Annotated in this window: 29 protein-coding genes; 10 read left to right on the forward strand and 19 right to left on the reverse strand. The window is 73.3% G+C overall.

Going from position 1 to position 25,890, the window contains the following annotated elements; genetic code table 11:
• The first annotated feature begins 157 nt into the window (after nucleotides 1–157).
• Nucleotides 158–367, forward strand: coding sequence for an acyl-CoA carboxylase subunit epsilon (locus ABT014_RS18225; protein WP_350639932.1), 210 nt, complete (start codon nucleotides 158–160; stop codon nucleotides 365–367).
• 57 nt (nucleotides 368–424) lie between these two features.
• Here ABT014_RS18225 and ABT014_RS18230 read toward each other — a convergent pair whose 3' ends face one another.
• The 7 genes from ABT014_RS18230 to hemL form a co-directional block, all read right to left on the reverse strand.
• The gene (locus ABT014_RS18230; protein ID WP_350639934.1) at nucleotides 425–862 is read right to left on the reverse strand and encodes a hypothetical protein; all 438 of its coding nucleotides are present in this window, start codon (nucleotides 860–862) and stop codon (nucleotides 425–427) included.
• Nucleotides 863–1,117: 255 nt separating this feature from the next.
• Nucleotides 1,118–2,248, reverse strand: a complete 1,131-nt coding sequence (gene ccsB, locus ABT014_RS18235; protein ID WP_350639936.1) for a c-type cytochrome biogenesis protein CcsB — start codon at nucleotides 2,246–2,248, stop codon at nucleotides 1,118–1,120.
• 3 nt (nucleotides 2,249–2,251) lie between these two features.
• Entirely contained in the window at nucleotides 2,252–3,994 is a 1,743-nt protein-coding gene (gene resB, locus ABT014_RS18240; RefSeq protein WP_350639938.1) for a cytochrome c biogenesis protein ResB, read from the reverse strand.
• A 2-nt stretch (nucleotides 3,995–3,996) separates the two neighbouring features.
• Nucleotides 3,997–4,770: a cytochrome c biogenesis CcdA family protein gene (locus tag ABT014_RS18245; RefSeq protein ID WP_350639940.1), complete on the reverse strand. Its 774-nt coding sequence runs from the start codon at nucleotides 4,768–4,770 to the stop codon at nucleotides 3,997–3,999.
• Nucleotides 4,767–5,363, reverse strand: coding sequence for a TlpA family protein disulfide reductase (locus ABT014_RS18250; protein WP_350639942.1), 597 nt, complete (start codon nucleotides 5,361–5,363; stop codon nucleotides 4,767–4,769). Before ABT014_RS18250 ends, ABT014_RS18245 begins: the two co-directional genes overlap by 4 nt.
• 185 nt (nucleotides 5,364–5,548) lie before the next feature.
• Nucleotides 5,549–6,199 carry a histidine phosphatase family protein gene (locus ABT014_RS18255; protein ID WP_350640141.1) on the reverse strand — a complete coding sequence of 217 codons (651 nt, stop codon included), beginning with the start codon at nucleotides 6,197–6,199 and terminating at the stop codon, nucleotides 5,549–5,551.
• Nucleotides 6,200–6,360: 161 nt separating this feature from the next.
• Nucleotides 6,361–7,695, reverse strand: a complete 1,335-nt coding sequence (gene hemL, locus ABT014_RS18260; protein WP_350639944.1) for a glutamate-1-semialdehyde 2,1-aminomutase — start codon at nucleotides 7,693–7,695, stop codon at nucleotides 6,361–6,363.
• A 431-nt stretch (nucleotides 7,696–8,126) separates the two neighbouring features.
• On the opposite strand from hemL, the gene ABT014_RS18265 reads away from it, so the two are divergent.
• Complete coding sequence (locus tag ABT014_RS18265) at nucleotides 8,127–8,609, forward strand: hypothetical protein (protein ID WP_350639946.1); 483 nt, start codon at nucleotides 8,127–8,129, stop codon at nucleotides 8,607–8,609.
• Between the two features lie 182 nt (nucleotides 8,610–8,791).
• Here the strand turns inward: ABT014_RS18265 and ABT014_RS18270 are convergent, their stop codons facing one another.
• Complete coding sequence (locus ABT014_RS18270; RefSeq protein WP_350639948.1) at nucleotides 8,792–9,196, reverse strand: LppU/SCO3897 family protein; 405 nt, start codon at nucleotides 9,194–9,196, stop codon at nucleotides 8,792–8,794.
• 223 nt (nucleotides 9,197–9,419) lie between these two features.
• On the opposite strand from ABT014_RS18270, the gene ABT014_RS18275 reads away from it, so the two are divergent.
• Nucleotides 9,420–9,845 carry a hypothetical protein gene (locus ABT014_RS18275; protein WP_350639950.1) on the forward strand — a complete coding sequence of 142 codons (426 nt, stop codon included), beginning with the start codon at nucleotides 9,420–9,422 and terminating at the stop codon, nucleotides 9,843–9,845.
• A 22-nt stretch (nucleotides 9,846–9,867) separates the two neighbouring features.
• On the opposite strand, the gene ABT014_RS18280 is transcribed toward ABT014_RS18275, so the two are convergent.
• The 4 genes from ABT014_RS18280 to ABT014_RS18295 all read right to left on the reverse strand — a co-directional run bounded on the left by ABT014_RS18280 (nucleotide 9,868) and on the right by ABT014_RS18295 (nucleotide 13,993).
• Complete coding sequence (locus ABT014_RS18280; protein WP_350639952.1) at nucleotides 9,868–10,851, reverse strand: N-acetylglucosamine kinase; 984 nt, start codon at nucleotides 10,849–10,851, stop codon at nucleotides 9,868–9,870.
• Nucleotides 10,848–11,603 carry a sugar isomerase domain-containing protein gene (locus ABT014_RS18285; RefSeq protein WP_350639955.1) on the reverse strand — a complete coding sequence of 252 codons (756 nt, stop codon included), beginning with the start codon at nucleotides 11,601–11,603 and terminating at the stop codon, nucleotides 10,848–10,850. The genes ABT014_RS18280 and ABT014_RS18285 overlap by 4 nt, the downstream gene beginning before the upstream one ends.
• Nucleotides 11,604–11,778: 175 nt before the next feature.
• Nucleotides 11,779–13,440, reverse strand: a complete 1,662-nt coding sequence (locus ABT014_RS18290; RefSeq protein WP_350639957.1) for an RICIN domain-containing protein — start codon at nucleotides 13,438–13,440, stop codon at nucleotides 11,779–11,781.
• 313 nt (nucleotides 13,441–13,753) lie between these two features.
• Nucleotides 13,754–13,993 (reverse strand): chaplin, encoded by a 240-nt coding sequence (locus tag ABT014_RS18295; protein ID WP_350639959.1) that lies wholly within the window; start codon nucleotides 13,991–13,993, stop codon nucleotides 13,754–13,756.
• Between the two features lie 261 nt (nucleotides 13,994–14,254).
• On the opposite strand from ABT014_RS18295, the gene ABT014_RS18300 reads away from it, so the two are divergent.
• The 4 genes from ABT014_RS18300 (at nucleotide 14,255) to ABT014_RS18315 (ending at nucleotide 16,069) form a co-directional block, all read left to right on the forward strand.
• Entirely contained in the window at nucleotides 14,255–14,497 is a 243-nt protein-coding gene (locus tag ABT014_RS18300; protein ID WP_350639961.1) for a chaplin, read from the forward strand.
• A gap of 384 nt (nucleotides 14,498–14,881) precedes the next feature.
• On the forward strand, nucleotides 14,882–15,124 hold the full coding sequence (locus ABT014_RS18305; protein WP_350639963.1) for a chaplin: 243 nt from the start codon (nucleotides 14,882–14,884) through the stop codon (nucleotides 15,122–15,124).
• A 98-nt stretch (nucleotides 15,125–15,222) separates the two neighbouring features.
• On the forward strand, nucleotides 15,223–15,507 hold the full coding sequence (locus tag ABT014_RS18310) for a chaplin (protein ID WP_350639966.1): 285 nt from the start codon (nucleotides 15,223–15,225) through the stop codon (nucleotides 15,505–15,507).
• A gap of 163 nt (nucleotides 15,508–15,670) precedes the next feature.
• On the forward strand, nucleotides 15,671–16,069 hold the full coding sequence (locus tag ABT014_RS18315; protein WP_350639968.1) for a hypothetical protein: 399 nt from the start codon (nucleotides 15,671–15,673) through the stop codon (nucleotides 16,067–16,069).
• Between the two features lie 126 nt (nucleotides 16,070–16,195).
• Here ABT014_RS18315 and ABT014_RS18320 read toward each other — a convergent pair whose 3' ends face one another.
• Nucleotides 16,196–16,882, reverse strand: coding sequence for a hypothetical protein (locus ABT014_RS18320; protein WP_350639970.1), 687 nt, complete (start codon nucleotides 16,880–16,882; stop codon nucleotides 16,196–16,198).
• A gap of 398 nt (nucleotides 16,883–17,280) precedes the next feature.
• Between ABT014_RS18320 and ABT014_RS18325 the strand changes: the two genes are divergently transcribed.
• From ABT014_RS18325 to ABT014_RS18335, 3 genes are all read left to right on the forward strand, one after another.
• Nucleotides 17,281–17,625 (forward strand): rodlet layer protein, encoded by a 345-nt coding sequence (locus ABT014_RS18325; RefSeq protein WP_350639972.1) that lies wholly within the window; start codon nucleotides 17,281–17,283, stop codon nucleotides 17,623–17,625.
• A 200-nt stretch (nucleotides 17,626–17,825) separates the two neighbouring features.
• Nucleotides 17,826–18,170: a rodlet layer protein gene (locus ABT014_RS18330; RefSeq protein ID WP_350639974.1), complete on the forward strand. Its 345-nt coding sequence runs from the start codon at nucleotides 17,826–17,828 to the stop codon at nucleotides 18,168–18,170.
• Nucleotides 18,171–18,433: 263 nt separating this feature from the next.
• Complete coding sequence (locus ABT014_RS18335) at nucleotides 18,434–18,691, forward strand: hypothetical protein (protein ID WP_350639976.1); 258 nt, start codon at nucleotides 18,434–18,436, stop codon at nucleotides 18,689–18,691.
• Between the two features lie 91 nt (nucleotides 18,692–18,782).
• Here the strand turns inward: ABT014_RS18335 and hemB are convergent, their stop codons facing one another.
• From hemB to ABT014_RS18365, 6 genes are all read right to left on the reverse strand, one after another.
• Nucleotides 18,783–19,763, reverse strand: coding sequence for a porphobilinogen synthase (gene hemB / locus ABT014_RS18340; RefSeq protein ID WP_350639979.1), 981 nt, complete (start codon nucleotides 19,761–19,763; stop codon nucleotides 18,783–18,785).
• A 59-nt stretch (nucleotides 19,764–19,822) separates the two neighbouring features.
• On the reverse strand, nucleotides 19,823–21,463 hold the full coding sequence (locus tag ABT014_RS18345; protein ID WP_350639981.1) for a bifunctional uroporphyrinogen-III C-methyltransferase/uroporphyrinogen-III synthase: 1,641 nt from the start codon (nucleotides 21,461–21,463) through the stop codon (nucleotides 19,823–19,825).
• Nucleotides 21,460–22,449, reverse strand: coding sequence for a hydroxymethylbilane synthase (hemC, locus tag ABT014_RS18350; RefSeq protein WP_350640142.1), 990 nt, complete (start codon nucleotides 22,447–22,449; stop codon nucleotides 21,460–21,462). Before hemC ends, ABT014_RS18345 begins: the two co-directional genes overlap by 4 nt.
• A gap of 38 nt (nucleotides 22,450–22,487) precedes the next feature.
• A complete protein-coding gene (locus tag ABT014_RS18355; protein ID WP_350639983.1) occupies nucleotides 22,488–23,861 on the reverse strand; it encodes a glutamyl-tRNA reductase in 1,374 nt (457 codons plus the stop codon).
• Nucleotides 23,862–23,895: 34 nt separating this feature from the next.
• A complete protein-coding gene (locus ABT014_RS18360) occupies nucleotides 23,896–24,759 on the reverse strand; it encodes a redox-sensing transcriptional repressor Rex (RefSeq protein WP_350639985.1) in 864 nt (287 codons plus the stop codon).
• Between the two features lie 101 nt (nucleotides 24,760–24,860).
• Nucleotides 24,861–25,733, reverse strand: a complete 873-nt coding sequence (locus ABT014_RS18365; protein ID WP_350639987.1) for a 3'-5' exonuclease — start codon at nucleotides 25,731–25,733, stop codon at nucleotides 24,861–24,863.
• Nucleotides 25,734–25,890: the final 157 nt, after the last annotated feature.

Raw genomic sequence — 25,890 nt, forward strand, 5'->3', positions numbered from 1 at the left:
GACCCGGCCGAGACCCGGGCCGTGCTCGCCGGCTCCCTCGCCATGCTCCGCACCAAGCACGCCGACCTGCCCAGCCGCAAGCACGGCAACCCGCCGATGTGACGGACCATCGCCCACCATCGTCAGCCGGAACTCGAACCGGGGGAGAAACAGGACCATGACCACCAGCGCCGAACCTCTTGTCCGCATCGTCCGCGGCTCGCTGAACGACGAGGAACTGGCCGCCCTGACCGCCGTGCTGATGGCCCGCGCGGCCGTCGCGCAGCAGGTCGCGGCCGCCCGGGCGGTCGAGCCGATCGCCAACTGGCAGCGCCTGGAGCGCCGCCCGGCCTACTTCTCGCCGGTCAGCTGGCAGCAGGCGGCCTGACGGGCCGCGGACGCCTCCTCCCCGGGCCCAGGTGGCCCCGGGGAGGCACCGGGCCGCTCAGGCCGCCGCAAGGGCGGTCGGGCGGCCTTCGTGCATCACGCTGAGGTTGTCCGCCAGCCGCTGCGGGTCCTGGGTCAGCCACAGGCGCACGGCGGCGCCCAGCATCGTGCTCGGCGCCCCGCCCAGCCGCCAGGCCGGCGGCGCGGCGGCGCACAGCGGCGAACCGGTCACCTGGGCGATCCGGGCGGCCGCCGGGACGAGCAGATCGGCCAGCGCCGCCGGCAGCCAGACCGTCTGGGCGCACGGCGCCGGGTCGCTCAGGGCCGCCAGCAGGCGGTGCGCGTCCGCGCTGCAGTGCAGGGTCGGCAGGACGTCCAGCAGGCCGTCGGCGACCACCTCGGAGACGTCGCTGCGGTGGCCCTGCGCCAGCCTGCGCAGCAGTGCTCTCTCCGCCGCGGTGATCCGTACGGTCAGCATGACCTCGTCGCTCTCCATGGCGCGGCCCTCCTCGCGGCTGCTCGAACGATCAGGTGCTCGCCCCGCCTCGATCTGCCACACCCGGACGGGTGGCAAACCGCGCGACGGAGCACGTCCTGATAACGACTGAGGTGACGGTTCCTCAGGGTTGATTCGTATGCGACATCTACTTCGACGGCTGTTCGCCGTACGGCCGCCCGGGTGACACCCGGGCCCGTCCCGGCGGGCCGGGACGGACGGGCCGGGGCGGACGGCGCCCCGGCCCGGGGCCGGTCACAGACCGGCGTACGAGTGCTTGCCGGTGACGAAGATGTTGACCCCGTAGTAGTTGAACAGCCAGCACGCGAAGGCCAGCAGCGCCAGGTAGGCGGCCTTGCGCCCGCGCCAGCCGGCGGTGGCCCGGGCGTGCAGGTAGGCGGCGTAGGCGACCCAGGTGATGAACGACCAGGTCTCCTTCGGGTCCCACTCCCAGTACTTGCCCCAGGCCGACTCGGCCCAGATCGCGCCCGCGATGATCGTGAACGTCCAGAGCGGGAAGACGAACGCGTTGATCCGGTACGAGAGCTTGTCCAGGGTGCCCGCGGCGGGCAGCCGCTGCCAGACGGTGGCCGGGACGCCCAGCATCCGCCCGGTCCGCCCGGCCGCCACCCGGCGCTCGTAGGAGTCCTTGCCGACGAACAGCGCGGTGGCCACGAAACCGGCGTAGAGCGCGCCGCCGCAGATGATCGCGGTGGAGACGTGGATGCCCAGCCAGTACGAGTGCAGGGCCGGCACCAGCTGCTCGGAGTCGGTGTAGAGGTTGGTGACCGCCACCCCGAGGGTGACCAGCGCGGCGAGGATCACCGGCAGGCCGAGCCAGCGGACGTTCCTGCGGGCGGCCAGCAGGGCCACGTACGCGAGCACCATGGTGAGCGCGAAGGCGCAGGAGAACTCGTACATGTTGCCCCACGGCCAGCGCATCACCGACAGGCCGCGGCTGACCACGCCGCCGATGTGCAGCACGACGCCGAGGACGGTCAGCGAGACCGCGATCCGGCCCGCCAGGTCGCCCTTGACGCTGGTGCCGGCCGCGCCCGGGCCGTCCGGCGCCTCGTCCGCGCCGCGGCCGCTGGTGACCACGGTGGCGCCGGCGTCGGCCAGCGCGGTGCGGGTCAGGGTGGCGGTGCCGCCGTTCGCGGTGGCGACCTTCACGGTCACCTTGCGGGCGGGCGTGGCACCGTCGGCGGCGGCCACCGTCTCGGCCAGGCTGGACTGCTCGGCCGAGCGCACCGCGACCGCGCCCTTGCTGCCGAAGGTCCACTCGAAGACGTGGGCCAGCATGGCCAGGGTGTACACGGCCATGGCCGAGTAGATCAGCTTGTTGGAGAGGTCGGCCAGCTGGGGGTCGACCGAGGCGAGATGCACCGTCTACTCCTTGGAGTCCGGGTCGGCGGGGTCTGCGGGGTGGGCCGGGTGGTCGCCCGGATCGTCGGGCGGGCCGTCCGACGGGTCCTCGTCCTCCGCCAGGGCGGGGGCGCTGTCCTGGAGTTCCACGGCGAGCTCGGCGAGCTCCTCCGCGGTGCGGGCGGACTCGCTGCGGCCCAGGCCCGCGACCTCGACCAGGGTGCGGCCGTCCGGCCCGGCGGTGGCCCGGATCCAGATCCGGCGGCGCTGCACGAACAGCGAGCCGACCAGGCCGAGGATCGCGCAGACGGCGCCGGTCAGCGCGACCGCGTTGCCGGGGCGGTGCGAGATGTTGAAGCTGGCCCACTGCTGGTAGCCGTCGAAGGTCAGGGTGCCGTAGCCGTCCGGGAGCTCCCAGGCCTGGCCCGGCTTGAGGCGGGCGCGGGCGATGTCCCCGTCCTGCTTCAGCTGGGTCATCCGCTTGGTGTTGAGCTGGTAGACGTTCTGCGGGCCGGAGTCGGTGCCCAGGTCGCCCTGGTAGGCGGTGAGCACCAGCATCGGGTCGGCCGCGTCCGGGAAGAGCGAGACCGGCCCGGTCTGCTCGAAGTTGGCGGGGGCGGTCGGCAGGAAGTAGCCGTTGAAGCCCAGCATGGTCTTCTTGCCGTCCGGCCCGGTGCCGTAGTCGCTGACCTTGATCACACCGGTGGAGGTGTTGTTGGAGTCCTGCGGCAGGAAGGGCGTCGGCCCGCGGTAGACGATCTCGTTCTTGGCGTTGCGGATCGTCACCACCGGCGCGTAGCCGTGGCCGATCAGGAACACCTTGCTGCCGTCGACCTCCAGCGGGTGGTTGACCTCGATGGTGCTCGGGGTCAGCTTGCTGCTGTCGGTGCCCTTCCAGTACCGGATGTGCGCGGTGAAGTCCCGCGCGCTGCCCATCTGGTCGCCGGCGGTCTGGTAGCGGGCGCTGAAGCTGTCCAGCTTGAACCCGAAGGCGTCCAGGTCGTCGGCGGTGTAGAAGGCGGAGCCGGTGAAGTCGTCCAGCTGGGTGGTGGTGTTGGAGTAGCCCTGGTTCTCCACCAGCAGCTTGCCGCCCGTCCCGCTGGCCAGGCTGGCCCAGGCGAAGCCGGCCAGCAGCGCGAACAGCGAGAGGTGGAAGAGCAGGTTGCCGACCTCGCGCAGGTAGCCCTTCTCGGCCGCCACCGCGCCGCCGGCCAGCTGGGCCCGGAAGCGCCGGCCCTTCAGCAGCCGGTACCCCGCGGCGTTGACCGCCTTGGCGTCGGCGTCGGTGTGCCAGGCCGCGTAGACCGGCATCCGGGTCAGGTTGCGCGGCGCCGCCGGGGGCGCGGCCCGCAGCACGCCGACGAACTGCCAGGTGCGCGGCACGATGCAGCCGGCCAGCGAGACGAACAGCAGGATGTAGATCGCCGAGAACCAGACCGAGCTGTAGACGTCGAACAGCTGGAGCTTCTCGTAGTACGGGGCGATGCCCTGGTGGGCCGCCTTCCAGGTGTCGACCTTGAAGCTGTTCTGGCTGTTCTGCGGGATCAGCGAGCCGGGGATGGCCGCCAGCGAGAGCATGAACAGCAGGATCAGCGCGACCCGCATCGAGGTCAGCTGGCGCCAGGTCCAGCGCGCCCAGCCGAGCACCCCGATCCCGATCGGGGCGCCGGGGTCGGCGGGGTCGGCCGGCGCGCTGGTGAGGCGCTCGGCCTCGCGCTCCGCCGTCTCGTCGGCGGGCGTGGGGTGCCCGGTCCGGGTGTCGCTCACGGTCAGAATCCGATCGAGAAGTCGCCGGTGGCGTACTGAAGCTGGTTCACGAGGGTGTCCCAGGCGCCGGTCACCAGCAGCACGCCGACCACGACGAGCATGCCGCCGCCGATCCGCATCACCAGCTGGTAGTGGTTCTTGACCCAGCCGAACGCGCTCAGCGTCCGCCGGAAGGCCAGCGCGGCCAGGATGAACGGTACGCCCAGCCCGAGGCAGTAGACCGTCGTCAGGAAGGCGCCGCGCCCGGCGCTGGCCTGGTTGATGGCCAGGCCCTGGATCGAGGAGAGGGTCGGCCCCAGGCACGGCGTCCAGCCCAGCCCGAACACCAGGCCGAGCAGCGGGGCGCCGGCCAGACCCACCGCGGGCCGGCGGTGCAGCCGCAGCTCGCGCATGGCGAAGCCCGGCACCAGGCCCATGAAGGCCAGGCCCATCACGATGGTCAGCGACCCGAGCACGATCTGGAGCACCGTGCGGTGCTCCTTCATGGTGGAGCCGAACTGGCCGAACAGCGTCCCCATCGAGATGAACACGGCGCTGAAGCCCAGCACGAACAGGCTCACCCCGAGCAGCATCCGCCCGCGCCGGCCGCCCTTGGCCTCGGCCAGGTCGGCGGCCGAGAAGCCGGTGACGTAGCTCAGGTAGCCCGGCAGCAGCGGCAGCACGCACGGGGAGAAGAACGACACCAGCCCGGCCGCCAGCGCGATCGGCGCGGCGACCAGCAGGGCGCCGCTGGAGACCGTCTCGTTGGTGAACTCCGCGGCCAGCCGGACGCTCACTGCTGCTCCGCGAGGACCGGCTTCAGCATCGCTTCCAGGTCGTCGGTGGTCAGCGGGTGCAGCGACCGCGCGGCCAGCCGGCCCTGGCGGTCGACCACGATGGTGGTCGGGATCGCCGAGGGGTTCAGGGTGCCCTTGGGGAACTTGAGGATCTCGGTGCCGGCCGGGTCGTAGATGCTCGGGAAGGTGATGCCCTTCTCCTGCTCGAACCGGACCGCGTTGGCCGGGTCGGTGTCCCGGGTGTTGATGCCCAGGAACTGCACGCCGTCGGCCTGGTGGGCCTGGTACACCTCCTGGAGGTTCTTCGCCTCGGCCCGGCAGGGGCCGCACCAGGAGCCCCAGATGTTGAGCACCACGACCTTGCCGCGGTAGTCGGACAGCTTGAGGTTGCCGCCGTCCAGGCCGACCCCCGAGATGTCCGGAGCGCCCTTGCGGACACTCGCCTCGGCGGTGTCGATGCCGCCCTTCCCGGCGATGAAGCCGGCCTGGCCGTCGCTGCTGCTCCCGGAGGAGCTGCAGCCGGCCAGGGCCAGCAGGGCGGCCGCGCCGAGGGCGGCGGCGAGGCGGAGGCGGCGGGGGTGCGTCCCAGACATGTGAAAAGTTTCGCATGGGACTTCGGGCAGATTTCGGGGGGTCCGAGGTTGCGCGTCGGACCCCCGCTGACCTGCGGTTCTTACGCTTATGATCCACTTAATCCGGTCATATCGCCCGACCCCCGACGGTACGGTCGCCCGGCCCCCGCCGGCCCCCGCCCGCCACCGCCGCCGCTGCCCGCGCGCTACGCCCCGAAGCTCTTGCCGACCGGCTTGTCGCCCTTGCGGCCCTTGCCGACCAGGTGGGCCGGCAGCAGGTCGCGGGCCGGCTCGCGGTAGCCGATCGAGACGATCCGGTCGCCCTCGTAGGTGAAGCTGGTCAGCGAGGCCAGCGAGCACTGCCGGTTGCGCGGGTCGTGCCAGAGCCGGCGGCGCTCGGCGAACGAGCGGACGATCCAGATCGGCAGCTGGTGGCTGACGCAGACCGCCTCGTGCCCGCGCGCCGCGTCCCGGGCCTTGGCCAGCGCGCCCATCATCCGGACCACCTGATCCAGGTACGGCTCGCCCCAGGACGGCTTGAACGGGTTGGTCAGGTACCGCCAGTACGCCGGGTTGCGCAGCGAACCGTCGCCGACCCCGAAGGTCTTGCCCTGGAAGATGTTGTCGGCCTCGATCAGACCGGCGTCGGCGGCCACGTCGAGGCCGTGCGCCTTGGCGATCGGGGCGGCGGTCTCCTGGGCCCGCTCCAGCGGCGAGGCCACCACGTGGGTGATGTCGCGGTCGGCCAGGTGCTCGGCCACCCGGTCGGCCATCTCGCGGCCGAGCTCCGACAGGTGGTAGCCCGGCAGCCGGCCGTACAGCACGCCCTCGGGGTTGTGCACCTCACCGTGCCGCATCAGGTGGACGACGGTGGTGTCTTTGGCGCTCACTGCTCTCGGTCTCCTCGGGTGCTCTGCTGGTGGGGTGCTCCGCCGGGTGTGGCCGGCCGGCCGGTGCTGCGCCGGCCGGCCCCGTCCGCGGAACTGCTCGGTGGCCGCTGCGGGCCGGGTGGCGCGGTTCAGGCCGGGCGGGCCTCGGCGGCCGCGCGGGCGGCCGCGGGCAGGGCGGCGGCGATCCGCTCGACCGCCCGCTCGTCGTGCGAGGCCGAGACGAACCACGACTCGAAGGCCGAGGGCGGCAGGTAGACGCCCTGGCTCAGCATCGCGTGGAAGAAGCCGTTGTAGCGGTAGGACTCCTGGCGCTTGGCCGCGTCGTAGTCGGTGACCTGCTCGTCGGTGAAGAACACCGAGAACATGCTGCCCGCCGTCTGCAGCCGGTGGGTCACGCCCTCCTTGGTGAGCGCGGCCGACACCAGGCCGGAGATCTCGGCGGCCACCCGGTCGACGGTGGCGTACACCTCGTCGGTGCAGTGGCGCAGCTGCGTCAGGCCGGCGGCGGTGGCGATCGGGTTCCCGGAGAGGGTGCCGGCCTGGTAGACCGGGCCGGCCGGGGCCAGGTACGCCATCACGTCGGCACGGCCGCCGAAGGCCGCGGCGGGGAAGCCGCCGCCCATCACCTTGCCGAAGGTCAGCAGGTCCGGGGCCCAGCCCTCGTGGGCGGCCTCCAGGCCGTACCAGCCCGCCTCGGAGACCCGGAAGCCGGTCATCACCTCGTCCGAGACGAACAGCGCGCCCTCGGCGCGGCAGAGCTCGGCGAGGCCCCGGTTGAAGCCGGGCAGCGGCGGGACGACGCCCATGTTGCCGGGCGAGGCCTCGGTGATCACGCAGGCGATCTCGCCGGGGTGCGCGGCGAAGGCCTGGCGGACGGCGTCCAGGTCGTTGTAGGGCAGCACGATGGTGTCGCCGGCCTGGGCGCCGGTCACGCCGGGCGTGTCGGGCAGACCGAAGGTCGCCACCCCGGAACCGGCGGCGGCCAGCAGCGCGTCCACGTGTCCGTGGTAGCAGCCCGCGAACTTGACGATCTTGGCCCGGCCGGTGAAGCCGCGGGCCAGCCGGATCGCCGACATGGTCGCCTCGGTGCCGCTGGACACCAGCCGGACCTGCTCGACCGGGGCGACCCGGGCGACGATCTCCTCGCCGAGCTCCACCTCGCCCTGGCCGGGGGTGCCGAACGACGTGCCGCGGGAGACCGCCTGCTGCACGGCCTCGACCACCGCCGGGTGCGCGTGCCCGAGGATCATCGGGCCCCAGGAACAGACCAGGTCGACGTAGTCGCGGCCGTCGGCGTCGGTGAGGTACGGCCCGGTGCCGGACACCATGAACCGCGGGGTGCCGCCCACCGCCTTGAAGGCGCGCACCGGCGAGTTCACGCCGCCCGGCGTGACCCGCGTGGCGCGCTCGAACAGCGACTGGGACTGGGGGGCTTCGTACGGGTAGCGCTTCGGTTCGTTCATCGGCTCGCTCATCGACTGCGTCCTCAGGTCGGGTTACCGGGACATGCTCTCAAATCGTGTCCTTCGGCTCTGCATGGACGAGCCGATCATCTGGAACGATGATCCGTGTACTGCTGCCGTCAGACAGTACGGAGCAGAGGTACGGTTATCCGTACTACCCGGCTCCCGCAGCCGCCGGCCGACCTGGCCGGCTCCGGTCGGACCGTGCGGTCGGCTGTGTACGGCGGCGCGAGACGGGTATAGGGCACGTTCGGAGGGACACCGAGCGTGTGGGGGTCTGTCGATTCCGGCGAATTCCGGTGAGGATGGTCCGAGTGTCCGAGGCGCAGGACGGCTCCGACGAGGCCGTGGGTGGTTCCCGCAGGTCCGCCCGGGCCGCGGGCGGGGGTACGGGAGCGGGCAGGGGAAGGCGGGGTGAGAGCAGCGTCGGCGTGACCTACAAATACTTCGGCGCGCCCGACCGGGCCACCGCCGCCAGAGTCCCCACCGCGCTCGGGCCGGACGGACTCGGCCTCGACGCGGGCGAACTCGGCTCGCTCGGGCGGCTCGGCGACCTGATGGAGACCAGCGGCTCGCCCAACGGCCACCTCTCCACCAAGATCAAGCCGGAGACCATGAGCGCGATGGTCCTGACCGGCATCAAGGGCGTGCCGCTGCACCAGGTGCCGCCGCTGGAGCTGGTCGTGCTGCACCCCGACTACGCGGTGGTCCAGCTGCCGCAGACGGTGGTCGAGCCGCTGCGGGGCGCCGACGAGACCGAGCTCGGCGCGGCCGCCTTCATCTGGTCCACCGTGCCGGACCGGCGCGGGCCGCGGGACGCCTTCGTGATCTACACGATGCTGCACGAGTGGCAGGACTTCGCCAACCGCCTGCACGAGGCCGGCCACCAGCTGTACTGCCTGGTCTGGCCCTGACCGGTCGGCCCTGACGGCCGCTCACCCGCCGGCCCGGCCCGGCCGGGGGCGGGTGCGCCGGGGAACGGCGACCGCCCGCGCCGGGAGGGCGCGGGCGGGTCCGGGGGTGCGGGCGGGCTCAGCCGCTCTCGGGCTCGGCGGCTGTCGGCCTCAGCGGCTGTCGGGCACGGTGGCTCTCGGCCTCAGTGGTTCTTGCCCAGGCAGAGCACGAAGGGGTCGGAGGACTTCTCCAGGTACGAGGCCTCGACGCCGTCGACCTCGTTGCACACCGCGTCGTCGGTGCTGTTGCGGACCACCTTGAGGACCTTGAAGTCGGCGTTGGCCGCGCCGCAGTCGACGATCGCGACGTCCGGCTTGCTGTCGCTGCCGTCGTTGTGGACGCAGTTGCCGACCTCCGCGATCGACGGGTCGTCCATGATGTAGTAGCCGAACGCGAAGAACGCGACCACCAGCACCACGACGATGCCGAGGGCCTTCTTGACCTTCCGGCCCGCGGTGCGCTTCGCCGGCGGGGCGGCAGTGACGCCGGGCGGGAATTCGGGCAGGTCGGAGGGGGCGGTGGCCTCGGGGGCCGGCGGAGTGCTCAACGTGGTTCCTCGGTTCAGGGTGGTGCGGTGTCGGCCGACGCTAGAGGACGCGCCGGGGCGATCTGAAGTCCGGGGCGGTGATAGTTGCGCACTCGTGTCCCCAGCGCGGTCCGAAACGGCGCAAATCGGGGTGACAGTGCGTCGGCGAACGGACATTGCGCCAGGTCAGAGCCGTTCCTACGATGAGCGCCGCGCAGCTCGCGCCCGACCCAGGAGAAGCCCGATGAACGAGAAGTACGCCCGGAAGTGCCTCGCCGTGGTGGCTCCCGCGTTCGCACCCGGCGAGCAGGTGCAGCTGGTGGAGGCGGTGGCGATCGGCAAGGTCCCGGTCGGCCGCCAGGTGGCGACGGCGGCCCTGGCCGGGGTGGTCAGCGGCGGCACGGTGCTGGTCGCGGTCAAACCCCGCGGCTACTACCTGGTGCTGACGGACCGCCGGATGTACCTGGTCGACAACGTCAACGGGCGGGTCGGCCGGAGCATCGTGTCGGCGACCCCGCGCGAGAAGATCACCGCCGGGCCGCTGCGCACGCACCTGCTGACGCTCTCGATGGAGGTGCACTTCGAGGGCGCCGGCGCGCCCAGCCGGTTCAGCTGGGGCCGGGTGGTGGCCCGCAGCGCCCGGGCGGTGGCGGCGGCACTGGCGGCCTGACGGGTCGACGCCTGCCGGCCGGTCAGGCGGGGCCGGTGACCAGCCGCCGGTGGAGGTCGGTCAGATCGGTGGCCGGCGGAGCGATGGTCCGGGCCGCGAGCCAGGCGGCGGCGCCCGCGGCGTTGCCGGCGTGCACGGGGGCGGCGTCGGGCCAGCGGTCCGCGATCCGCCGGCGCACGGCGGCGGCCAGCGGGGAGGCCGGGTCGAGGACACCGCCGGCCAGCACCACGGGCCGTACCGAGCCCGGCTCGCGGACCGCGGCCAGGGTCTCCAGCAGGCGGTCCGCCGCCTGCTCGACCAGCCGGACGGCGTCCTGGTCCCCCGCCCGCGCGGCGGCCAGCACCAGCGGCGCGAGCCGGGCCAGCCGGACCGGCGGCCCGGCGTGCACCGCGCCGATCACCGCGGCCCGCAGCCGCAGTGCGCCCGGCGCGGCGGCCGGTCGGTCGGGCAGCAGGGCGTCGATCACCTCGGCCACCAGGCCGCTCGCGGGCACCGCGTCGCGGTCGACGGCGGCCAGCGCGGTGCGGACGGCCGCCCGGCCGAGCCAGTAGCCGGAGCCCCGGTCGCCGAGCAGCCAGCCGTGGCCGTCCGCGGTGCGCACGGCGGCGTACCCGCGGATCTCCGCGGCCACCGCGCCGGTGCCGCTGATCAGCGCGGTGCCGTCCGGTTCGCTGGTGCCGGCCGCGTACGCCAGCTCGACGTCACCGGTGAGCCGGGGCTCGACCGGCAGGCCCGCGGCCGGCCACAGTCCGGACAGGGCCGGCGAGCCGGACAGCCCGCCCGCCAGGCCCAGGACACCGGCCGCGACGCCCGCCGGGTCGACCCCGGCGAGCGCTTCCCGCAGGGTGCCGGCGATGGCCCGCAGCGCGGCCGGTTCGCCGTTGGAGACCGGGTTCCCGCCGCTGCCGCGGGCGGTACCGAGGATCCGGCCGGCCAGGTCGGCGACCAGGACCCGGGTGGTGGAGCCGCCGACGTCCAGACCGAGGACGAGGGGGCCCGCCGTCACGAGGCGCGCCGGATGCGGCCGGCGTAGCGGGCCTCCAGGGCGCGGTTGTGGGCGTCGCCCTCGGGGATGTTGGCCGAGAGGTAGACCGGCGGGACGCCGCCCTCGCGCTCGATCCGGCGGATCACCTCGGCGACGATCTGCTGGGCGAGCAGGGCGGCGGTGATCGAGGAGATGCCGCAGGCCCGGGCGCCGTTCGCCATCTCCAGCACCGCGTCCCCGTACGGGGCCGCGTTGTCGAGCACCACGTCGCCGAGGTCGCGCAGCCGCAGCCCGGACGGGTGCTTGGGCTCGACCTGGGCGGTGTGCTCGGCCGAGGTGATGACGATCAGCGGGTGGCCGTGGCGCTTGGCCAGGTGGGCGAGTTCGACCACGCAGCCGTTGACGCCGGAGTTGGACGCCAGCACGAACACGTCGGACGGGTGCGGGGCGGTCAACTCCCAGAGCAGGGCAGCCGATTCGGTGCCGCGCTCCAGTTCGGGGCCTTCCAGGACCTCGACCGGGCGACCGCCGCGCAGCACCACGTCGCGCAGCGCGATCCGGTTGCTGGGCACCAGCCCGCCGGCCCGGCCGGCGATCTCCATCGCGAGCGCTTCGGAGTGGCCGGTGCCGAAGGCCTGCACCACCCCGTCGGCGGCCAGCGCGGCAGCGATCAACTCGGCCGCCGCGACGACCCCTTCGGCCTGTTCCTTGGTGACGCGGTCGATGGCGGCGTGGGCCGCGGCCGCGAAGTCCGCTGCGGAAGGAGAGGGCACCGGTGGCCTCCTGGTCGTGGTCGGATGGTGGACCACTATTGGCGCCCCGGCGCCCGCTGTCAATGAGTGGACTAGACCAGTTGGCGCAATGCTGGATCTCCGACTCCGAGCCGTCCTTGAGCCGGCATCAGTCCTGGAACGGGTGGGGCCGCCGCCGTAGCCCCACCCGTCGCGATCAACCGTGCAGGTAGACGATGCCGAGCTTCTCCAGCCGCCAGTGCTGGGCCGCCGCCCCACTGTCGGCGGCGAGTTCGACCAGCGGGTTGCCCTGGCCGTCGAGGTCGGCGGAGGCGGTCGCCACCTTGCCCCGGTCCTGGGAGTCGGCGATCTTGTAGGTCCCGTCACCGGCCGGGGCGAGCACCCAGTGCTGGTTGCCGCCGCCGTTGCAGCGCCACTGCTCCAGCCTGGTGCCGGGCGTGGTGGACGCCCCGGTGGCGTCCAGGCACATGTCCCGGTTGCCGCTGAAGTCCAGCTCGTAGCTGCCGTCCGCCTTGATCTCGAACACGAAGGACTGGTTCAGCCCGCCGGTCGCCGGATAGACGATCGCGGCCCGGCCGTTGGTGGAATCCCCGTAGGTCCCGCCGCCCGCGAGGTCCAGCACCTTGCCGGTGGCGGCGTTGGTGAGCTGGTACCAGGAGCCGTCCTCGGGCTTGTCCGGGAACGGTTGTCCGGGCGTGAGCGGGGTGATCGAGGTGGTGTTCTGCTGGTTGAGGCTGCAGAACGCCTGCTCCAGGCCCGGCTGCTGGTAGAACTGCGCCAGGCAGACCCCCTCGCCCCGGTAGCCGGCGACCCGCAGGTGGTAGGACTGCCGGACCATGTTCATGCAGACGCCCGGGATCCCGATCTCCTGGTCGCAGCCGTTGCGGGTGCGCTCCGAGAGGTCGATCACGTCGCCGTTGGTGTACTCGTACGGCGAGCTGGTCCACTCGGCGCAGACCTCGTGGCCGTAGCTGACCCGGCGCTGGTCCAGGTAGCGCACCCCGGGCACCTGGCCGACGGCCTGCCGCAGTGCGTCGCTGAGCATCGGCACCACCAGGTTGTGGCCCCAGGCGAGGTCCTCGGGGAAGGCCGGGCAGCCGTCGGCGACCTTGCCGACGTAGTCGTTGCGCCGGATGTCGGGCGTGATCGGGGTGAAGTACGACTGGAACACCAGCTGGTAGGCGCCGTCCTGGTAGCCGGCCCGGCGCATGGTGGCGCGGATGTCGGTCAGCGCGGCGATCACCTTGGGCTTCACGCCCTCGGCCCGCCGGGCGATCTCCGGGGTGCCGATGGTGTCGCGGCACCCCTGCGACTTGGGGATCGGGAAGTACTGGGCCAGGCAGCCGAGCATGATGCCGCTGAAGTCGAAGTCGTCGTTGGCGCCGATCGTGACGACCACCATCTTGACGTCGTACTGGCTCGCCACCTGGGCGAGTTGGACGTCCTGCTTGGGCTCGCCGAAGTCACCGCTGCCGCCGCCGGTGATCTTCGCCAGCTCGGGATCGCTGACCAGGTCACCGGTCTGCGCCCCGGAACAGGCCAGGTCGATCGGGGTGACCCCGGCGATGCCGGTGACGAAGATCTCCGACTTGGCGCTGCGGTGGCAGTAGTTGGTGGGGGTGTCGGTGCCGGGGGTGTAGTCGTCGCCGGTGTCGGTACCGGCCCCTTCCCCGGATATCGCGCTGTCGCCGAGCGCGACGATCGCGGGGGCCTTGGCGGCCGCGGACGGCGGTGCGGCGGCGACCGCGGCCGCGGCGCTCGGCATCGCGCCGAGCCCGAGGGCGAGCGACAGCCCGGCCGCGGCCAGCAGGGCGAGCGGCCTTCTGCTGTGCACACCTGACAAGCGGGACCTGATCACGCATGACTCCCTGAGGGGTGGGGGACCGCCCGGCGTGCGCCGGGCGGCGCGGTGCGTGGAGCGTGCGGCGGCGCCACCCGGACCGGTGGGGGAGGTCGGCGTGGTCGGGCGGGCCGGTGAACATGAGCCAGGCTCATATGTTAGGTACTGACAAGTAACGCAACAAGGGTCGCGGCAGACCCGAACGCACGGAACCGTCCGGCCCGGGACGCGCCAAGGCCGCCGCTCCGCGTCTCAGGAGGGGGAGAGGCGGAGCGGCGGCCCGGATGCTGCGGAATCGACCAGCAGGCCGGCTAGGGCCTGTCGACCTGTGTCAGCCGACGTTGGCGCAGGAGTTGCCGAACGCCGGGTTCAGCAGGCCGATCACGTCGACCGAGTTGCCGCAGACGTTGACCGGGATGTGCACCGGCACCTGAGCCTGGTTGCCGGACAGCACGCCGGGGGAGCCGGCCGCGACGCCCTCGGCGCTGGAGCTGGCCGCGGCCGAGCCCGCACCCACCGCGACGATGCCGACGACCGCGGCGCCGACAGCGGCAACCTTCTTGACGCTCATATTGAGTCTCCTCGAAAAATCAGATCTTCCAATTGCCGCGCACCGATGGCTCAGCACGGAAGCGCACAGGGCGTGCACCAACCCCAACGAGGCCCGGGTCACGCGGATGCGCAGGGCCGCCGACATTCACCCGGTTGCAGCAATCCAGGCATTCGGGTGATCGCCGGGCCCGCCCGTTTCCCACCGCGTCCTGGGTCGTTCTCCCTGGCGAAACCAGCTCCATCCGGTGCCCGCCACCGGACGAAGAAATGAGACTTCACCATGCGCAAGCTCGCCTACGGCGCGTTCGGTTCTGCCGCGGCCGCGGCCCTGCTGCTCGGCTCCGCCGGCGTGGCCGCCGCCGGTGGCGCGTCGGCCGAGGGTGTCACCGCCGGCTCCCCCGGTGTGCTGTCCGGCAACTCGATCCAGGTGCCGGTGCACGTGCCGGTCAACCTCTGCGGCAACACCGTCGACGTGATCGGCCTGCTCAACCCGGCGTTCGGCAACTCCTGCCTCAACGCCTGAGGCCGACGGGTCCGTTCGGCTCCACCGGACGGACCGGCTGCCGCCATGGCCCCCACCAGGAGCCCATGACCCCAGGAGTGACGGGCCGCCCCGTACCGGCCGGGACAACCGGACGGTCCGATGGTGCGTCACATGTGCCTCGGTCCCGAGTTCTTCGAGGCACTCTCCTGGCCGCGCCGGAGTGCGGATGTTTCTCGACCGTGCGAGAAATGACCGCGGGGCGCAGACAGAACGCGGCCGCTCCCGCCCCAGCCACGGGCGACACGCAATGCCTGAGCCGCGTGAGTGACAATCACGGCGCATCCCTAAATCAGCGGGCGATGATTCTGATTCGCCCGGCACCCGACCTCCAAACAGTCGGGCAGAAAACGGAGGAAGAACCCCATGCGCAACATCAAGAAGGCTGCTGTCCTGTCGTTCGCCGCCGCCGGCCTGGTGCTCGGTGCGGCCGGCGGTGCGGCCGCCAGCTCCGGCGCCGAGGCCGTCGTCGCCGGCTCCCCCGGCGTGCTCTCCGGCAACTCGATCCAGATCCCGGTGCACATCCCGGTCAACGTCTGCGGCAACTCGATCAACGTGATCGGCCTGCTCAACCCGGCGTTCGGCAACTCCTGCGCCAACATCGGCTGACCCAGCCGTAGCTGACGCTGCACCACCCGCGTCGCACCGCCCCGACCGGGGCGGTGCGACGCACTCCTCCCCGCGTGTGATCTAGGAGATCAACTCCCATGCAGAACGTGAAGAAGGTCGCCCTCCTCTCCGCCACGGCGGCGGGCCTGGTGCTCGGTGCGGCCGGCGGTGCGGCCGCCAGCTCCAGCGCCGAGGGCGTCGTCACCAACTCCCCCGGCGTGCTCTCCGGCAACTCGATCCAGGTGCCGGTGCACGTGCCGGTCAACCTCTGCGGCAACTCGATCGACGTGGTCGGCCTGCTGAACCCGGCGTTCGGCAACTCCTGCGCGAACGTCGACGGTGGCGTCCAGCACGAGACCCCGGTCATGGAAGACGACTGCTGATCATCCGCTGATCCGCCCCGCCTCGTGTCAGCTGCCCCTCGGCCCCAGGCCGGGGGGCAGTTCGCATCGGCGGCGGGCCCTCGCGGCCGGCCGGCCCGCCCGGCTCCCCGCGGCGGCCCCCGCCGACGCCCACCACCCGTTCCCACCGAAGGATTGGTCCCGCATGGCACTCAACCCGAGTGGCACCGGCGCGCTGGCCGCGCTCGGCGCGGCGATGCTGCTGGGCGCCGCCGCCCCCGCCGCGCACGCCGCCCCGACCTTGCCCGCGAGCGGCCTGCCCGTACCGCAGCTCCAGACCCCCCAGCTCGCCCCGACCGACGTCGGCCAGGCCATGGCGGGCACCTCCACCGGCCTCGGCTACGCGGTCGCCCCGGTGAAGTCGCTGCGCCTGGACCCGTGGGCGCAGTCCTCCGCGGACTTCCTGAACAACGGCGTCGGCGTGCAGCCCGACAACGGCCTGCCGGCCCTCGGCACCGGCACCCTGACCTCCCCGCTGAGCGCCGGCGGCGGGGCCAAGGACCTCCCGGCCGTCGGCCCGCTGCTGGGCGTCCTGCCGGGCTGAGCCCCGTCCGCGACCACCCCCGCCGGCCGCGCCGCACACGACGAGCCCGGTACCTCCCCTCGGGGGCGGTACCGGGCTCCGGTCGTCGGCCCGGGCGGGCCGGCGGTCAGCCGGCCGCGCCGGCCCTCACTCCGCGGCGTCGTGGTTGAGGACCCCGTCGACGCTGGTGGTCGCCGCCGCGGTCAGGTTGCGGACGGTGTCCACCGCCGAGACCGGCCGGTCGTCCCCGCCGAGCGAGGCCTTGGCGCCCGGAACCACCTGCACGCCCTCGCTCACCAGCCGCGGGTCCAGCCGGCCGAAGCTGAGCGCCCCGTCCGCCAGCTCGCCGCTGTGGTCGCCGAGGTAGCTGACCGGCTGGCCGAGCTCCAGCGCCGGGCCGGCCGCGTGCAGCGGGGCGGAGGGCGCGTCCAGGCCGAGGGTGCCGGGGGTGAGGCCCTCGGCGGCCGCGGGCAGCGGCAGGGTGGTCCGCAGCGCGGGGCCGACCTTGCCCGCGACCAGCGAGGGCACCACCTGCTCCGGCATCAGCTGGTGCTTCTCCTGCGGCACCGGCGGCATCAGCGGGGAGGTCGGGATCGCCCCGGAGACCTCGCCGCCCTCGGCCAGCACGGGCAGCCGGCTGGTCGGGGCGCTGAGCGGGACGGTGAAGGGCACGGTCTGGGTGGACAAGGAGTCCTCCAGCGCGGCGACGTCCTTCGGCGCCATGGGGGTTGCCGTGGCCGTGCCCTGGGTGGCCACGACGCCGGCGCCGACCGCCAGGAGCAGTGCTCCGGTCGCCCGCTTGGAGAGCTTCATGCTGTTCACCGTTCTGTCCATGATCATCGGATGGGTGCCTTCGGCCGATAGCCGCTGCGCAGCGGAAAGCACTCTGTCCAAACGAGCGACGCCCACCCGGGATTGCGAGAGTTAACCGGTACGGCCTATTAATCAGACCGTCTGACACTCCTGCGAGCGATCCCGGTCCCCCTCCCGTGAATCTGCCGTAACTTTCCCGCCGCTGACTCTTTGAGCTGGTTGTCGCAGCCAGGACAGCGGCAGGAGTCGGATCGCGGATCGGCTTGAAGCCCTTGATCTTCAAGGATCGGTCGCATTTCGAAATCCCCCCTGACGGGCTAGCAACCGCAGACCGGGTCGCTCGTTGAACGCTTTGCACGAAACAGCGGTCAAGCCCGCCGAGACGACCGTCCCTAGCATTCAGAGAGGTATCTCAGCTCATGCTCAAGAAGACCTTCGCCTCCGTCGGCCTGGCTGCCGCCGCGCTGGCCGCCATCGCCACGCCCGCTTCCGCGATCGGTGACGCAGACGGCTCCGCCGCCTCGATCCAGGGCAACGGTGGCACCAACTCCACCGGCACCTACGGGAACCACAGCCCGAACTTCCACTTCCTCGACAACCCGAACATCTGCCTGCCCGAGATCCACAACATCGGTGTCGGCGTGCTCGGTGTCGCGGTCCCGGTCGAGGTGGCCGCTCTGAACAACCAGCCGAAGCAGACCTGCGTCGTCGGCCAGAGCACCCTCGGCAGCGGCGACGGCGGCGTGTCCCACCTGGTGGGCTGAGGCCGTCTCCGGCTGAGGCCGGGCCTGGCGGCCGCAGCGCCGCCGGCCCGGCCCGACCACCACCCAGTTCGGGGCCCGTACGTTCCGCACTGGTCCGGGGCCCGGTCCGCTCCCCCGGCCGGGCTCGCTCCACCGGCCCAACCTGAGCCACCGGTTGGGCTCTCGCTCCACTCCATCAGATCCGAAAAGGAACCTCAGAGATGATCAAGAAGGCTCTCGCCGTCGCCGGTATCGCCGCCGCCGGCTTCACCATGGCCACCGCCCCCGCGATGGCCATCGGCGACGCGGACGGCGCCGCCGTCTCCGGCCAGGGCAACGGTGGCACCAACCACACCGGCACCGAGGGCAACCACAGCCCCAACTACCACACCCTGGACAACCCGAACCTCTGCCTGCCGGAGGTTCACAACATCGCGGTCGCCGTCATCGGTGCCGCGGTGCCGATCGAGGTCAAGGCTCTGAACAACAACCCGGAGCAGACCTGCGTCGTCGGCCAGAACACCGTGGGCAGCGGCGACGGTGGCGTCAGCCACCTGATCGGCTGATCAGCCGGGTAGCAGCGACCGCCGGGCCGGGGGGATCTCCCCCAGGTCCGGCGGTCGCCGTTTCACCGCAGGTCAGACCAGGTGTGGACGGTTCCGGGCTCACCCGTACGGCTGCGGTGCGTTCGGGTGACTGGCGCGTCGATCCGGCGCGTACAGACCATCGGCCCGACGCACCATGTGTTCACGTGTAGTGACTCCCCCGTCACGCGTGCCGTCGGCTCTGTCCGCAGGGTGCCGAGGGCACGCAGAAGAGAGGACTTCTCATGAAGAGCATGCTGGGCAAGGCCCTGTTCACCGCGGCCGCCGCGGTCGCCGTCGCCGGTGTCGCCGCCCCCGCGCACGCGCACGTCGCCGCCGGTGGCGGTGGCGAGTTCGTGGCGTCCGCGCACGAGCCCTTCCTGGCCGGCGAGCAGCACGGCTGGGCGGAGACCAGCCACATCTTCGCGGCCGGCCAGCAGTGGGGCTGGGCGACGGCCACCACCGTCGCCGGTGGCGAGGACGGCATCGCGATCATCGACTGACCGCTTGCAGCACGGAGGCCGGGCCGCGGGTGCACCGCGACCCGGCCTCCGGGTGTTCCGGGCCCCTGTCGCGGGCCGCCCTGACGGCCGGTCAGCGGACCATCCGGGCCGCCTCCATCGCCCAGTAGGTCAGGATCTGGCCGGCGCCGGCGCGGCGGATCGAGGTCAGCGTCTCCAGGATCATGCGCTCCCGGTCCACCCAGCCATTGGCGGCGGCGGCCTCGACCATCGCGTACTCGCCGGAGACCTGGTAGGCGGCGACCGGCACCGGGGAGGCGTCGGCGATCTGCCGCAGGACGTCCAGGTAGGCCATGGCGGGCTTGACCATCACCAGGTCGGCGCCCTCGGCGAGGTCCTGCTCCAGCTCGCGCAGCGACTCGCGGGCGTTGGCCGGGTCCTGCTGGTAGCTCTTGCGGTCGCCCCGGAGCGAGGAGCCGACGGCCTCGCGGAAGGGGCCGAAGAAGGCCGAGGCGTACTTGGCGGTGTAGGCCAGGATGCCGACGTCCTGGTGGCCGGCCTGGTCCAGGGCCCGGCGGACCACGCCGATCTGACCGTCCATCATCCCGGACGGGCCGACCAGGTGGACACCGGCGTCGGCCTGCACCACGGCCATGTCGGCGTACCGGGCCAGCGTGGCGTCGTTGTCGACGCTGCCGTCCGCGGCGAGGACGCCGCAGTGGCCGTGGTCGGTGTACTCGTCCAGGCACAGGTCGGACATCACCACCAGGGCGTCGCCCACCTCGGCGACCACGTCCCGGATCGCCTGCTGCAGGATGCCGTCCGGGTTGGTGCCCTCGCTGCCGATCGCGTCCTGCACCTCGGGGACGCCGAACAGCATGATGCCGCCGAGCCCCGCCTCGGCCGCCTCCGCGGCGGCCCGGCGCAGGGTGTCCCTGGTGTGCTGGACCACGCCCGGCATGGAGCCGATCGGCCGCGGCTCGCTGATCCCCTCGCGGACGAAGGCGGGCAGGATCAGCTCGGCCGGGTGCAGCCTGGTCTGGGCGACCAGCCGGCGCATCGCCGGCGTGGAGCGCAGTCGGCGCGGGCGGACGAACGGGAACTGGGCGGACACTGGGCGACTCCGAACAGTGAGAGGCCCGGGGAGGCGGCGGTGCCTCCCCGGGCGGGGTGTCAGCGGGCGGCCTTGCGGCGGGAGCCCGGACGGCGCTCGCTGGGCCGGTAGACCGGCTCCCCGGCGGCCGTGGCGGTGTCCCGGCGGTTGGCGCCGAACTCCGCGAGGGCCTGGGCCAGCGCGCCGGCGGACGGCGCGGGGGCCATCACGTCGACCCGCAGGCCGTGCTCCTCGGCGGTCTTGGCGGTCGCCGGGCCGATGCAGGCGATGATCGTCACGTTGTGCGGCTTGCCGGCGATGCCGACCAGGTTGCGCACGGTCGAGGAGGAGGTGAAGAGCACGGCGTCGAAGCCGCCGCCCTTGATCGCCTCCCGGGTCTCGGCCGGCGGCGGCGAGGCGCGGACCGTGCGGTACGCCGTCACGTCGTCCACCTCCCAGCCGAGCTCGACCAGGCCGGCCACCAGGGTCTCGGTGGCGATGTCCGCGCGCGGCAGCAGCACCCGGTCGATCGGGTCGAAGACCGGGTCGTACGGCGGCCAGTCCTCCAGCAGCCCGGCGGCGGACTGCTCGCCAGAGGGCACCAGGTCCGGCTTGACGCCGAAGTCCACCAGCGCCTGCGCGGTGGTCTCGCCGACCGCCGCGACCTTGATGCCGGCGAACGCCCGGGCGTCCAGCCCGTACTCCTCGAACTTCTCCCGGACGGCCTTGACGGCGTTGACCGAGGTGAAGGCGATCCACTCGTAGCGGCCCGTCACCAGGCCCTTGATGGCGCGCTCCATCTGCTGCGGGGTGCGCGGCGGCTCCACCGCGATGGTGGGCACCTCCTGCGGCACCGCGCCGTACGAGCGCAGCTGGTCGGAGAGGCCGTGGGCCTGCTCCTTGGTGCGCGGCACCAGGACGTTCCAGCCGAACAGCGGCTTGGTCTCGAACCAGGAGTGCGACGAGCGGTGCGCGACCTGCTCGCCCACCACGGCTATCACCGAGGTGGCCGGGTCGACCGGGGCCGACACCGGCGAGGGCAGCACCCGGGCGGCCTTCAGGTCGGCCGCGATCGAGGCCAGCGTGGAGGTGAAGGTGCGCTGGCGGGTGGTGGTGCCGGAGAGCGTCGCGGAGAGCGCGGCCTCGGGCTTGCGGCCGTTGGCCACCAGGGCGTTGGCGGTGGCGGGCAGCTGGCCGAGGGTGGTGCGGACCACCAGCGTGGTCTCCTGCGCGCCGAGGTCCGGCACGCCGCCGGCCAGCAGCTGGGCGGCGTCCACGAAGCGCACGTCGGCGCCGTGGCTGCCGCGCAGCGGGACGCCCGCGTAGGCCGGCACGCCGACCGACTGGGCGACGCCCGGGATCACCTCGAACGGGATCGCCGAGCGGGCGCAGACCAGCATCTCCTCGGCGGCGCAGCCGTCGAGGCCCGGGTCGCCGTCGACGGTGCGGACCACGTGCTTGCCGGCCCGGACGGCGTCCGCGACCAGCTTGGCCACGTCCAGCCCGGCCTCCTCGGCGGGGCTGTGCACCTGGACGCCGCTGGGGCAGTGGGTGCGCACCGCGGCGGCGGTCAGCGGGTCGGTCACCAGGACGTCGGCCGAGGCCAGCACGTCGACGGCGCGCAGGGTCAGCAGGCCCGGGTCTCCCGGGCCCGCCCCCAGGAAGGTGCAGCGGCCCGCGCTGGGGACCGGTACGGCGGCGGTGGCGGCAGTGGGGCTCATCGGGCTCGCTCCCCCATCAGGTCGGCCGCGCCCTCGGCGAGCAGCCGGGCGGCCAGCGCGCGGCCGAGGGCCGCGGCCTGCTGCTCGGCGTCCTCGTCCAGGACGATCGGGCCGTTGGCGGTCATCTTCAGCAGGGTGGCGCCGTCGACGGTACCGACCACGCCCTCCAGCCGCAGTTCGGTTCCTTGCCAGGTCGCGAGAGCCGCGACCGGGGCGGAGCAGCCGGCTTCCAGGGTGGCCAGCAGGGCTCGCTCGGCGACCACGGCGGCCCGGGTGGGCCGGTGGTCCAGCGCGGCGAGCGCGGTGGCCAGCTCCGGGTCGACGCACTCGACGGCGAGCGCGCCCTGCCCGGGGGCGGGCAGCATCAGCTCGGGGTCGAGGTGGTCGGTGATCTCCTCGGCGCGGCCGAGCCGGTTGAGGCCGGCGACGGCCAGCAGCACCGCGTCCAGCTCGCCCTCGGCGACGTAGCCGATCCGGGTGTCCACGTTGCCGCGGATCGCGACCGTCTCCAGCTCGGTGCCGCGGGCCGCGGCCCAGGCGTTGAGCTGGGCCATCCGGCGCGGGGAGCCGGTGCCTATCCGGGCCGGGCGGCCGGCCAGCTTCTCGACCAGGTGCTCCAGGCCGAGGCCGTCGCGGGCGACCAGGGCGTCCCTGGGGTCCTCCCGCTCGGGGACGGCGGCCAGCCGCAGACCGGCGGGCGCCGTCGTCGGCAGGTCCTTGAGGGAGTGCACGGCGAGGTCGATCCGGCCCTCCAGCAGGGCGTCGCGCAGGGCGGAGACGAAGACGCCGGTGCCGCCGATCTGCGCGAGCGCCTCGCGGGAGGTGTCGCCGTAGGTGGTGATCTCCACCAGCTCGACGGGGCGACCGGTGACCCTGGACACCGCACGGGCGATCATGCCCGACTGGGCCATCGCGAGGGCGCTGCGGCGGGTGCCGAGGCGGAGCGGTCGCGGCTCACCCTGGGGGTTGCGCGGTTGACCATGCATGGGTTCGTCCTGGTCGTGCTGGGTGGCTGACTGGTGGTTCATCTGGATGCTCCGGCCGACTGGCTGCCGGGGTGCGCGCTCTGGGCGCCGATCGCGGTACCGACCGCGGTACCGACCGGGGTGCCGGAGACAGCGTGCACCGCCGCCGGGTCCAGGTCGAACAGTTCGCGCAGGGCGTCCGCGTACGAGGCTCCGCCGGGCTCGGCGGCGAGCTGCTTCACCCGCACCGTGGGTGCGTGCAGCAGCTTGTCGACCACCCGCCGGACGGTCTGCGTGATCTCGGCCCGGGACCGCTCGTCCAGGTCGGGCAACCGGCTGTCCAGCCGGGCGAGTTCGCTGCTGACCAGGTCGGAGGCCATCGACCGGAGGGCGACCACGGTGGGCGCGATCCGGGCCGCCCGCTGGGCGGCGGCGAAACCGGCCACCTCGTCGGCGACGATCGTGGTGACCGCGTCGACGTCGCCCGCGCCGGGCGTGGCGGCGTGCGCGTGCGAGAGGCTCTCCAGGTCGACCAGCAGGGCGCCGGGCAGGCCGTGCACCCCGTGGTCGACGTCCCGCGGCATCGCGAGGTCGAGGAAGGCCAGCGGGCCGGATCCGGTGCGGGCGGCGACCGCGCGGGCCACCGCGTCGGCGCCGATCACCACGCCGGACGCGCCGGTGCAGGAGATCACCAGGTCGACGTCGGCGAGCGCCTCGGGCACCTTGGCGAGGTCGAGCGTGCGGGCGCCGCCGCCGAGGATCTCCACCAGGCGCTCGGCCCGGGCGGCGGTGCGGTTGGCGACCAGCAGGTCGGTGACCCCGGAGCGGACCAGGGTGGCGGCGGCCAGCGAGCTCATCGAGCCGGCGCCGACCACCAGGGCGCGCTTGCCGGCGATCTCCCCGGCGCCGGCGGCGATCTGCTCCAGGCCGAAGGTGACCAGCGACTGGCCGGCCTTGTCGATGCCGGTCTCGCTGTGCGCCCGCTTGCCGACCCGCAGCGCCTGCTGGAACAGCTCGTTCAGGCCGCGCCCGGCGGTGTGCTCGTCCTGGGCGCGGGCCAGCGCGTCGCGCAGCTGGCCGAGGATCTGGCCCTCGCCGACCACCATCGAGTCCAGGCCGCAGGCGACCGAGAAGAGGTGGTGGACGGCCCGGTCCTCGTAGTGGACGTAGAGGTGCGGGGTGAGCTCCTCCAGGTCGACGCCGCTGTGGTGGGCGAGCAGCAGGGACAGCTCGGCGACCCCGGCGTGGAACTTGTCCACGTCGGCGTAGAGCTCGATCCGGTTGCAGGTGTTGACCAGCGCGGCCTCGCCGACGGTCGCCGTGGCGGCCGCGTCGTGCAGCAGCCGGGTGGGGACGTCACCGGTGAGTGCGGCGCGCTCCAGCACGCCCACGGGGGCGGTGCGGTGGCTGAGGCCGACCACGAGAAGGCTCATGCCCGACCCCCGCGCTGACAGTGGTTGCTGGTGTTCACGCCGGCATCACCGCGGAACGCTCGCCCTCGGTGCCCTTGCCGGGCTTGCCCTTGGCCGGTTCGGCCTTGGCGGTGCCGCCGGCGGCCCGGCGGAGCTTGGCGGCGGCGGCCCGGACCGGGCCGGGGGCGCGGTCCAGCATGCCGCCGTCCTGGGTGGGCTCCTCGCCGGCCTTGCGCTGCTCGTGGAAGGCGAGGATCTGGAGCTCTATCGACAGGTCGACCTTGCGCACGTCCACGCCGTCCGGGACGGTGAGCACGGTGGGCGCGAAGTTCAGGATGCTGGTCACCCCGGCCTCCACCAGTCGGTCGCAGACCTGCTGGGCGGCGCCGGGCGGGGTGGTGATCACGCCGATGGAGACCTGCTGGCCGGCCACGATGGCCTCCAGCTCGTCCATGTGCCGCACCGGCAGCCCGGCCGCGCTGCTGCCGACCACGGCCGGGTCGGCGTCCAGCAGGGCCGCGACCCGGAAGCCGCGGGAGGCGAAGCCGCCGTAGTTGGCGAGGGCGTGGCCCAGGTTCCCGATGCCGACGATGACGACCGGCCAGTCCTGGGTGAGGCCCAGCTCGCGGGAGATCTGGTAGACGAGGTACTCGACGTCGTAGCCGACCCCCCGGGTCCCGTAGGAGCCGAGGTAGGAGAAGTCCTTGCGCAGCTTCGCGGAGTTGACGCCGGCGGCGGTGGCCAGCTCCTCGGAGGAGACGGTCGGCACCGAGCGCTCGGAGAGCGCGGTCAGCGCCCGCAGGTAGAGCGGCAGGCGGGCGACGGTCGCCTCCGGGATGCCCCGGGCACGGGAGGGTCGGCGCGCGGCGCCTGCGTCGGGCGTCTGCGAACTGCTCTGGGTGGGTCGGCCGATTGCCACGGTGCTCCTGTGGGTGAAGCTGGGCTTAGACAGCCAGGCTATGCGTTTGTGAACGTGTGCACAAAGATGGTGTCCGATTTGTCCCCGCACAGTGATGCGCATCACTCACCACCGGCGGCGAGGATCGGCGGCCGGTGACCGTCCGGGCCCGCCGGCGGCGGGACGGACGGCGGCGCGGACGGCGGCGCGGACGGCAGGGTACGGCGGATCTGCGGGACGAGGCCGCCGGGCCGCTCGGCCCGGTCGGGGTCCAGCCGGGGCCAGGACAGCAGGGCGGCCTCGCGCAGCGGCGCGCTCCAGTCGGCCGGCCGGTCGGCCGCCGGGGAGGTCGCGCGGTCGGCGGGCGGTGCGGGGGTGCGGTCGGTGGGCGGTGCGGGGGTGCGGGCCGCGAGGGCGTCGGCCGGCGGCGGGGTGGCGACGCAGCGGCGGAGGAGTTCGGCGGTGGCCCTGGCGTCACCCAGCGCGGTGTGCGCCGGGTACCAGCCGAGCCCGGCCGCGGCGGCGCAGGCCGCGAGGCCGTACCCGCCCGCCCCGGGCAGGTGCGCCCGGGCCAGCCGCATGGTGCACAGCTCGGGGACGGCCGGCAGCACGACGCCGATCCGGGCGAACTCGCGCTCCAGGAACGCCCGGTCGCAGCTGACGTGGTGGCCGACCAGCACCCGGCCGGCCAGCAGCTCCAGCAGAGCGGGCGCCACGTCGCGGAAGCGCGGGGCGCCGGCCACCTCGTCCTGGGTTATCCGGTGCACGTGGGTGGGGCCGACCGGCCCGGCCGGATCGATCAGGGTGGAGAACTCGCCCTCGGCGCCCAGCCGGTGGTCCAGCAGCACGACGGCGACCTCGACCACCCGGTGCCGCCACGGGCTGCGGCCGGTGGCCTCGACGTCGACCACGGCGAACCCGCCGGGCACGGGAGGGCCGGGACGCTCGGGCGAGGAGGCGGGGGCGGGAGGGGAGGGGCGGTGACCGAGTGGCATCGTCCTGCTCTCCTCCATGTCTACAGCCCCCGGCGGACACCAAGCCTGACGATGGTAAGCCGACGAACGAGCCGTTTTTCAAGGAGATCTTCATCTCGCGGGCAACGATTTGGCGTACCACCCCCGCCGTTCGGCGGGGGTCGGTGGCGCCGTCGCC

Origin of the sequence: Kitasatospora sp. NPDC094015 (assembly GCF_040304075.1) — a bacterium.
Lineage (GTDB): Bacteria > Actinomycetota > Actinomycetes > Streptomycetales > Streptomycetaceae > Kitasatospora.

Coding starts and splice junctions, on each gene's coding strand:
- ABT014_RS18225 (WP_350639932.1), top strand. CDS start 158: ATGACCACCAGCGCCGAACCTCTTGTCCGCATCGTCCGCGGCTCGCTG.
- ABT014_RS18230 (WP_350639934.1), bottom strand. CDS start 862: ATGGAGAGCGACGAGGTCATGCTGACCGTACGGATCACCGCGGCGGAG.
- ABT014_RS18250 (WP_350639942.1), bottom strand. CDS start 5,363: ATGTCTGGGACGCACCCCCGCCGCCTCCGCCTCGCCGCCGCCCTCGGC.
- ABT014_RS18255 (WP_350640141.1), bottom strand. CDS start 6,199: ATGCGGCACGGTGAGGTGCACAACCCCGAGGGCGTGCTGTACGGCCGG.
- hemL (WP_350639944.1), bottom strand. CDS start 7,695: ATGAACGAACCGAAGCGCTACCCGTACGAAGCCCCCCAGTCCCAGTCG.
- ABT014_RS18275 (WP_350639950.1), top strand. CDS start 9,420: ATGAACGAGAAGTACGCCCGGAAGTGCCTCGCCGTGGTGGCTCCCGCG.
- ABT014_RS18295 (WP_350639959.1), bottom strand. CDS start 13,993: ATGAGCGTCAAGAAGGTTGCCGCTGTCGGCGCCGCGGTCGTCGGCATC.
- ABT014_RS18300 (WP_350639961.1), top strand. CDS start 14,255: ATGCGCAAGCTCGCCTACGGCGCGTTCGGTTCTGCCGCGGCCGCGGCC.
- ABT014_RS18305 (WP_350639963.1), top strand. CDS start 14,882: ATGCGCAACATCAAGAAGGCTGCTGTCCTGTCGTTCGCCGCCGCCGGC.
- ABT014_RS18310 (WP_350639966.1), top strand. CDS start 15,223: ATGCAGAACGTGAAGAAGGTCGCCCTCCTCTCCGCCACGGCGGCGGGC.
- ABT014_RS18315 (WP_350639968.1), top strand. CDS start 15,671: ATGGCACTCAACCCGAGTGGCACCGGCGCGCTGGCCGCGCTCGGCGCG.
- ABT014_RS18320 (WP_350639970.1), bottom strand. CDS start 16,882: ATGGACAGAACGGTGAACAGCATGAAGCTCTCCAAGCGGGCGACCGGA.
- ABT014_RS18325 (WP_350639972.1), top strand. CDS start 17,281: ATGCTCAAGAAGACCTTCGCCTCCGTCGGCCTGGCTGCCGCCGCGCTG.
- ABT014_RS18330 (WP_350639974.1), top strand. CDS start 17,826: ATGATCAAGAAGGCTCTCGCCGTCGCCGGTATCGCCGCCGCCGGCTTC.
- ABT014_RS18335 (WP_350639976.1), top strand. CDS start 18,434: ATGAAGAGCATGCTGGGCAAGGCCCTGTTCACCGCGGCCGCCGCGGTC.
- ABT014_RS18345 (WP_350639981.1), bottom strand. CDS start 21,463: ATGAGCCCCACTGCCGCCACCGCCGCCGTACCGGTCCCCAGCGCGGGC.
- hemC (WP_350640142.1), bottom strand. CDS start 22,449: ATGCATGGTCAACCGCGCAACCCCCAGGGTGAGCCGCGACCGCTCCGC.
- ABT014_RS18355 (WP_350639983.1), bottom strand. CDS start 23,861: ATGAGCCTTCTCGTGGTCGGCCTCAGCCACCGCACCGCCCCCGTGGGC.
- ABT014_RS18365 (WP_350639987.1), bottom strand. CDS start 25,733: ATGCCACTCGGTCACCGCCCCTCCCCTCCCGCCCCCGCCTCCTCGCCC.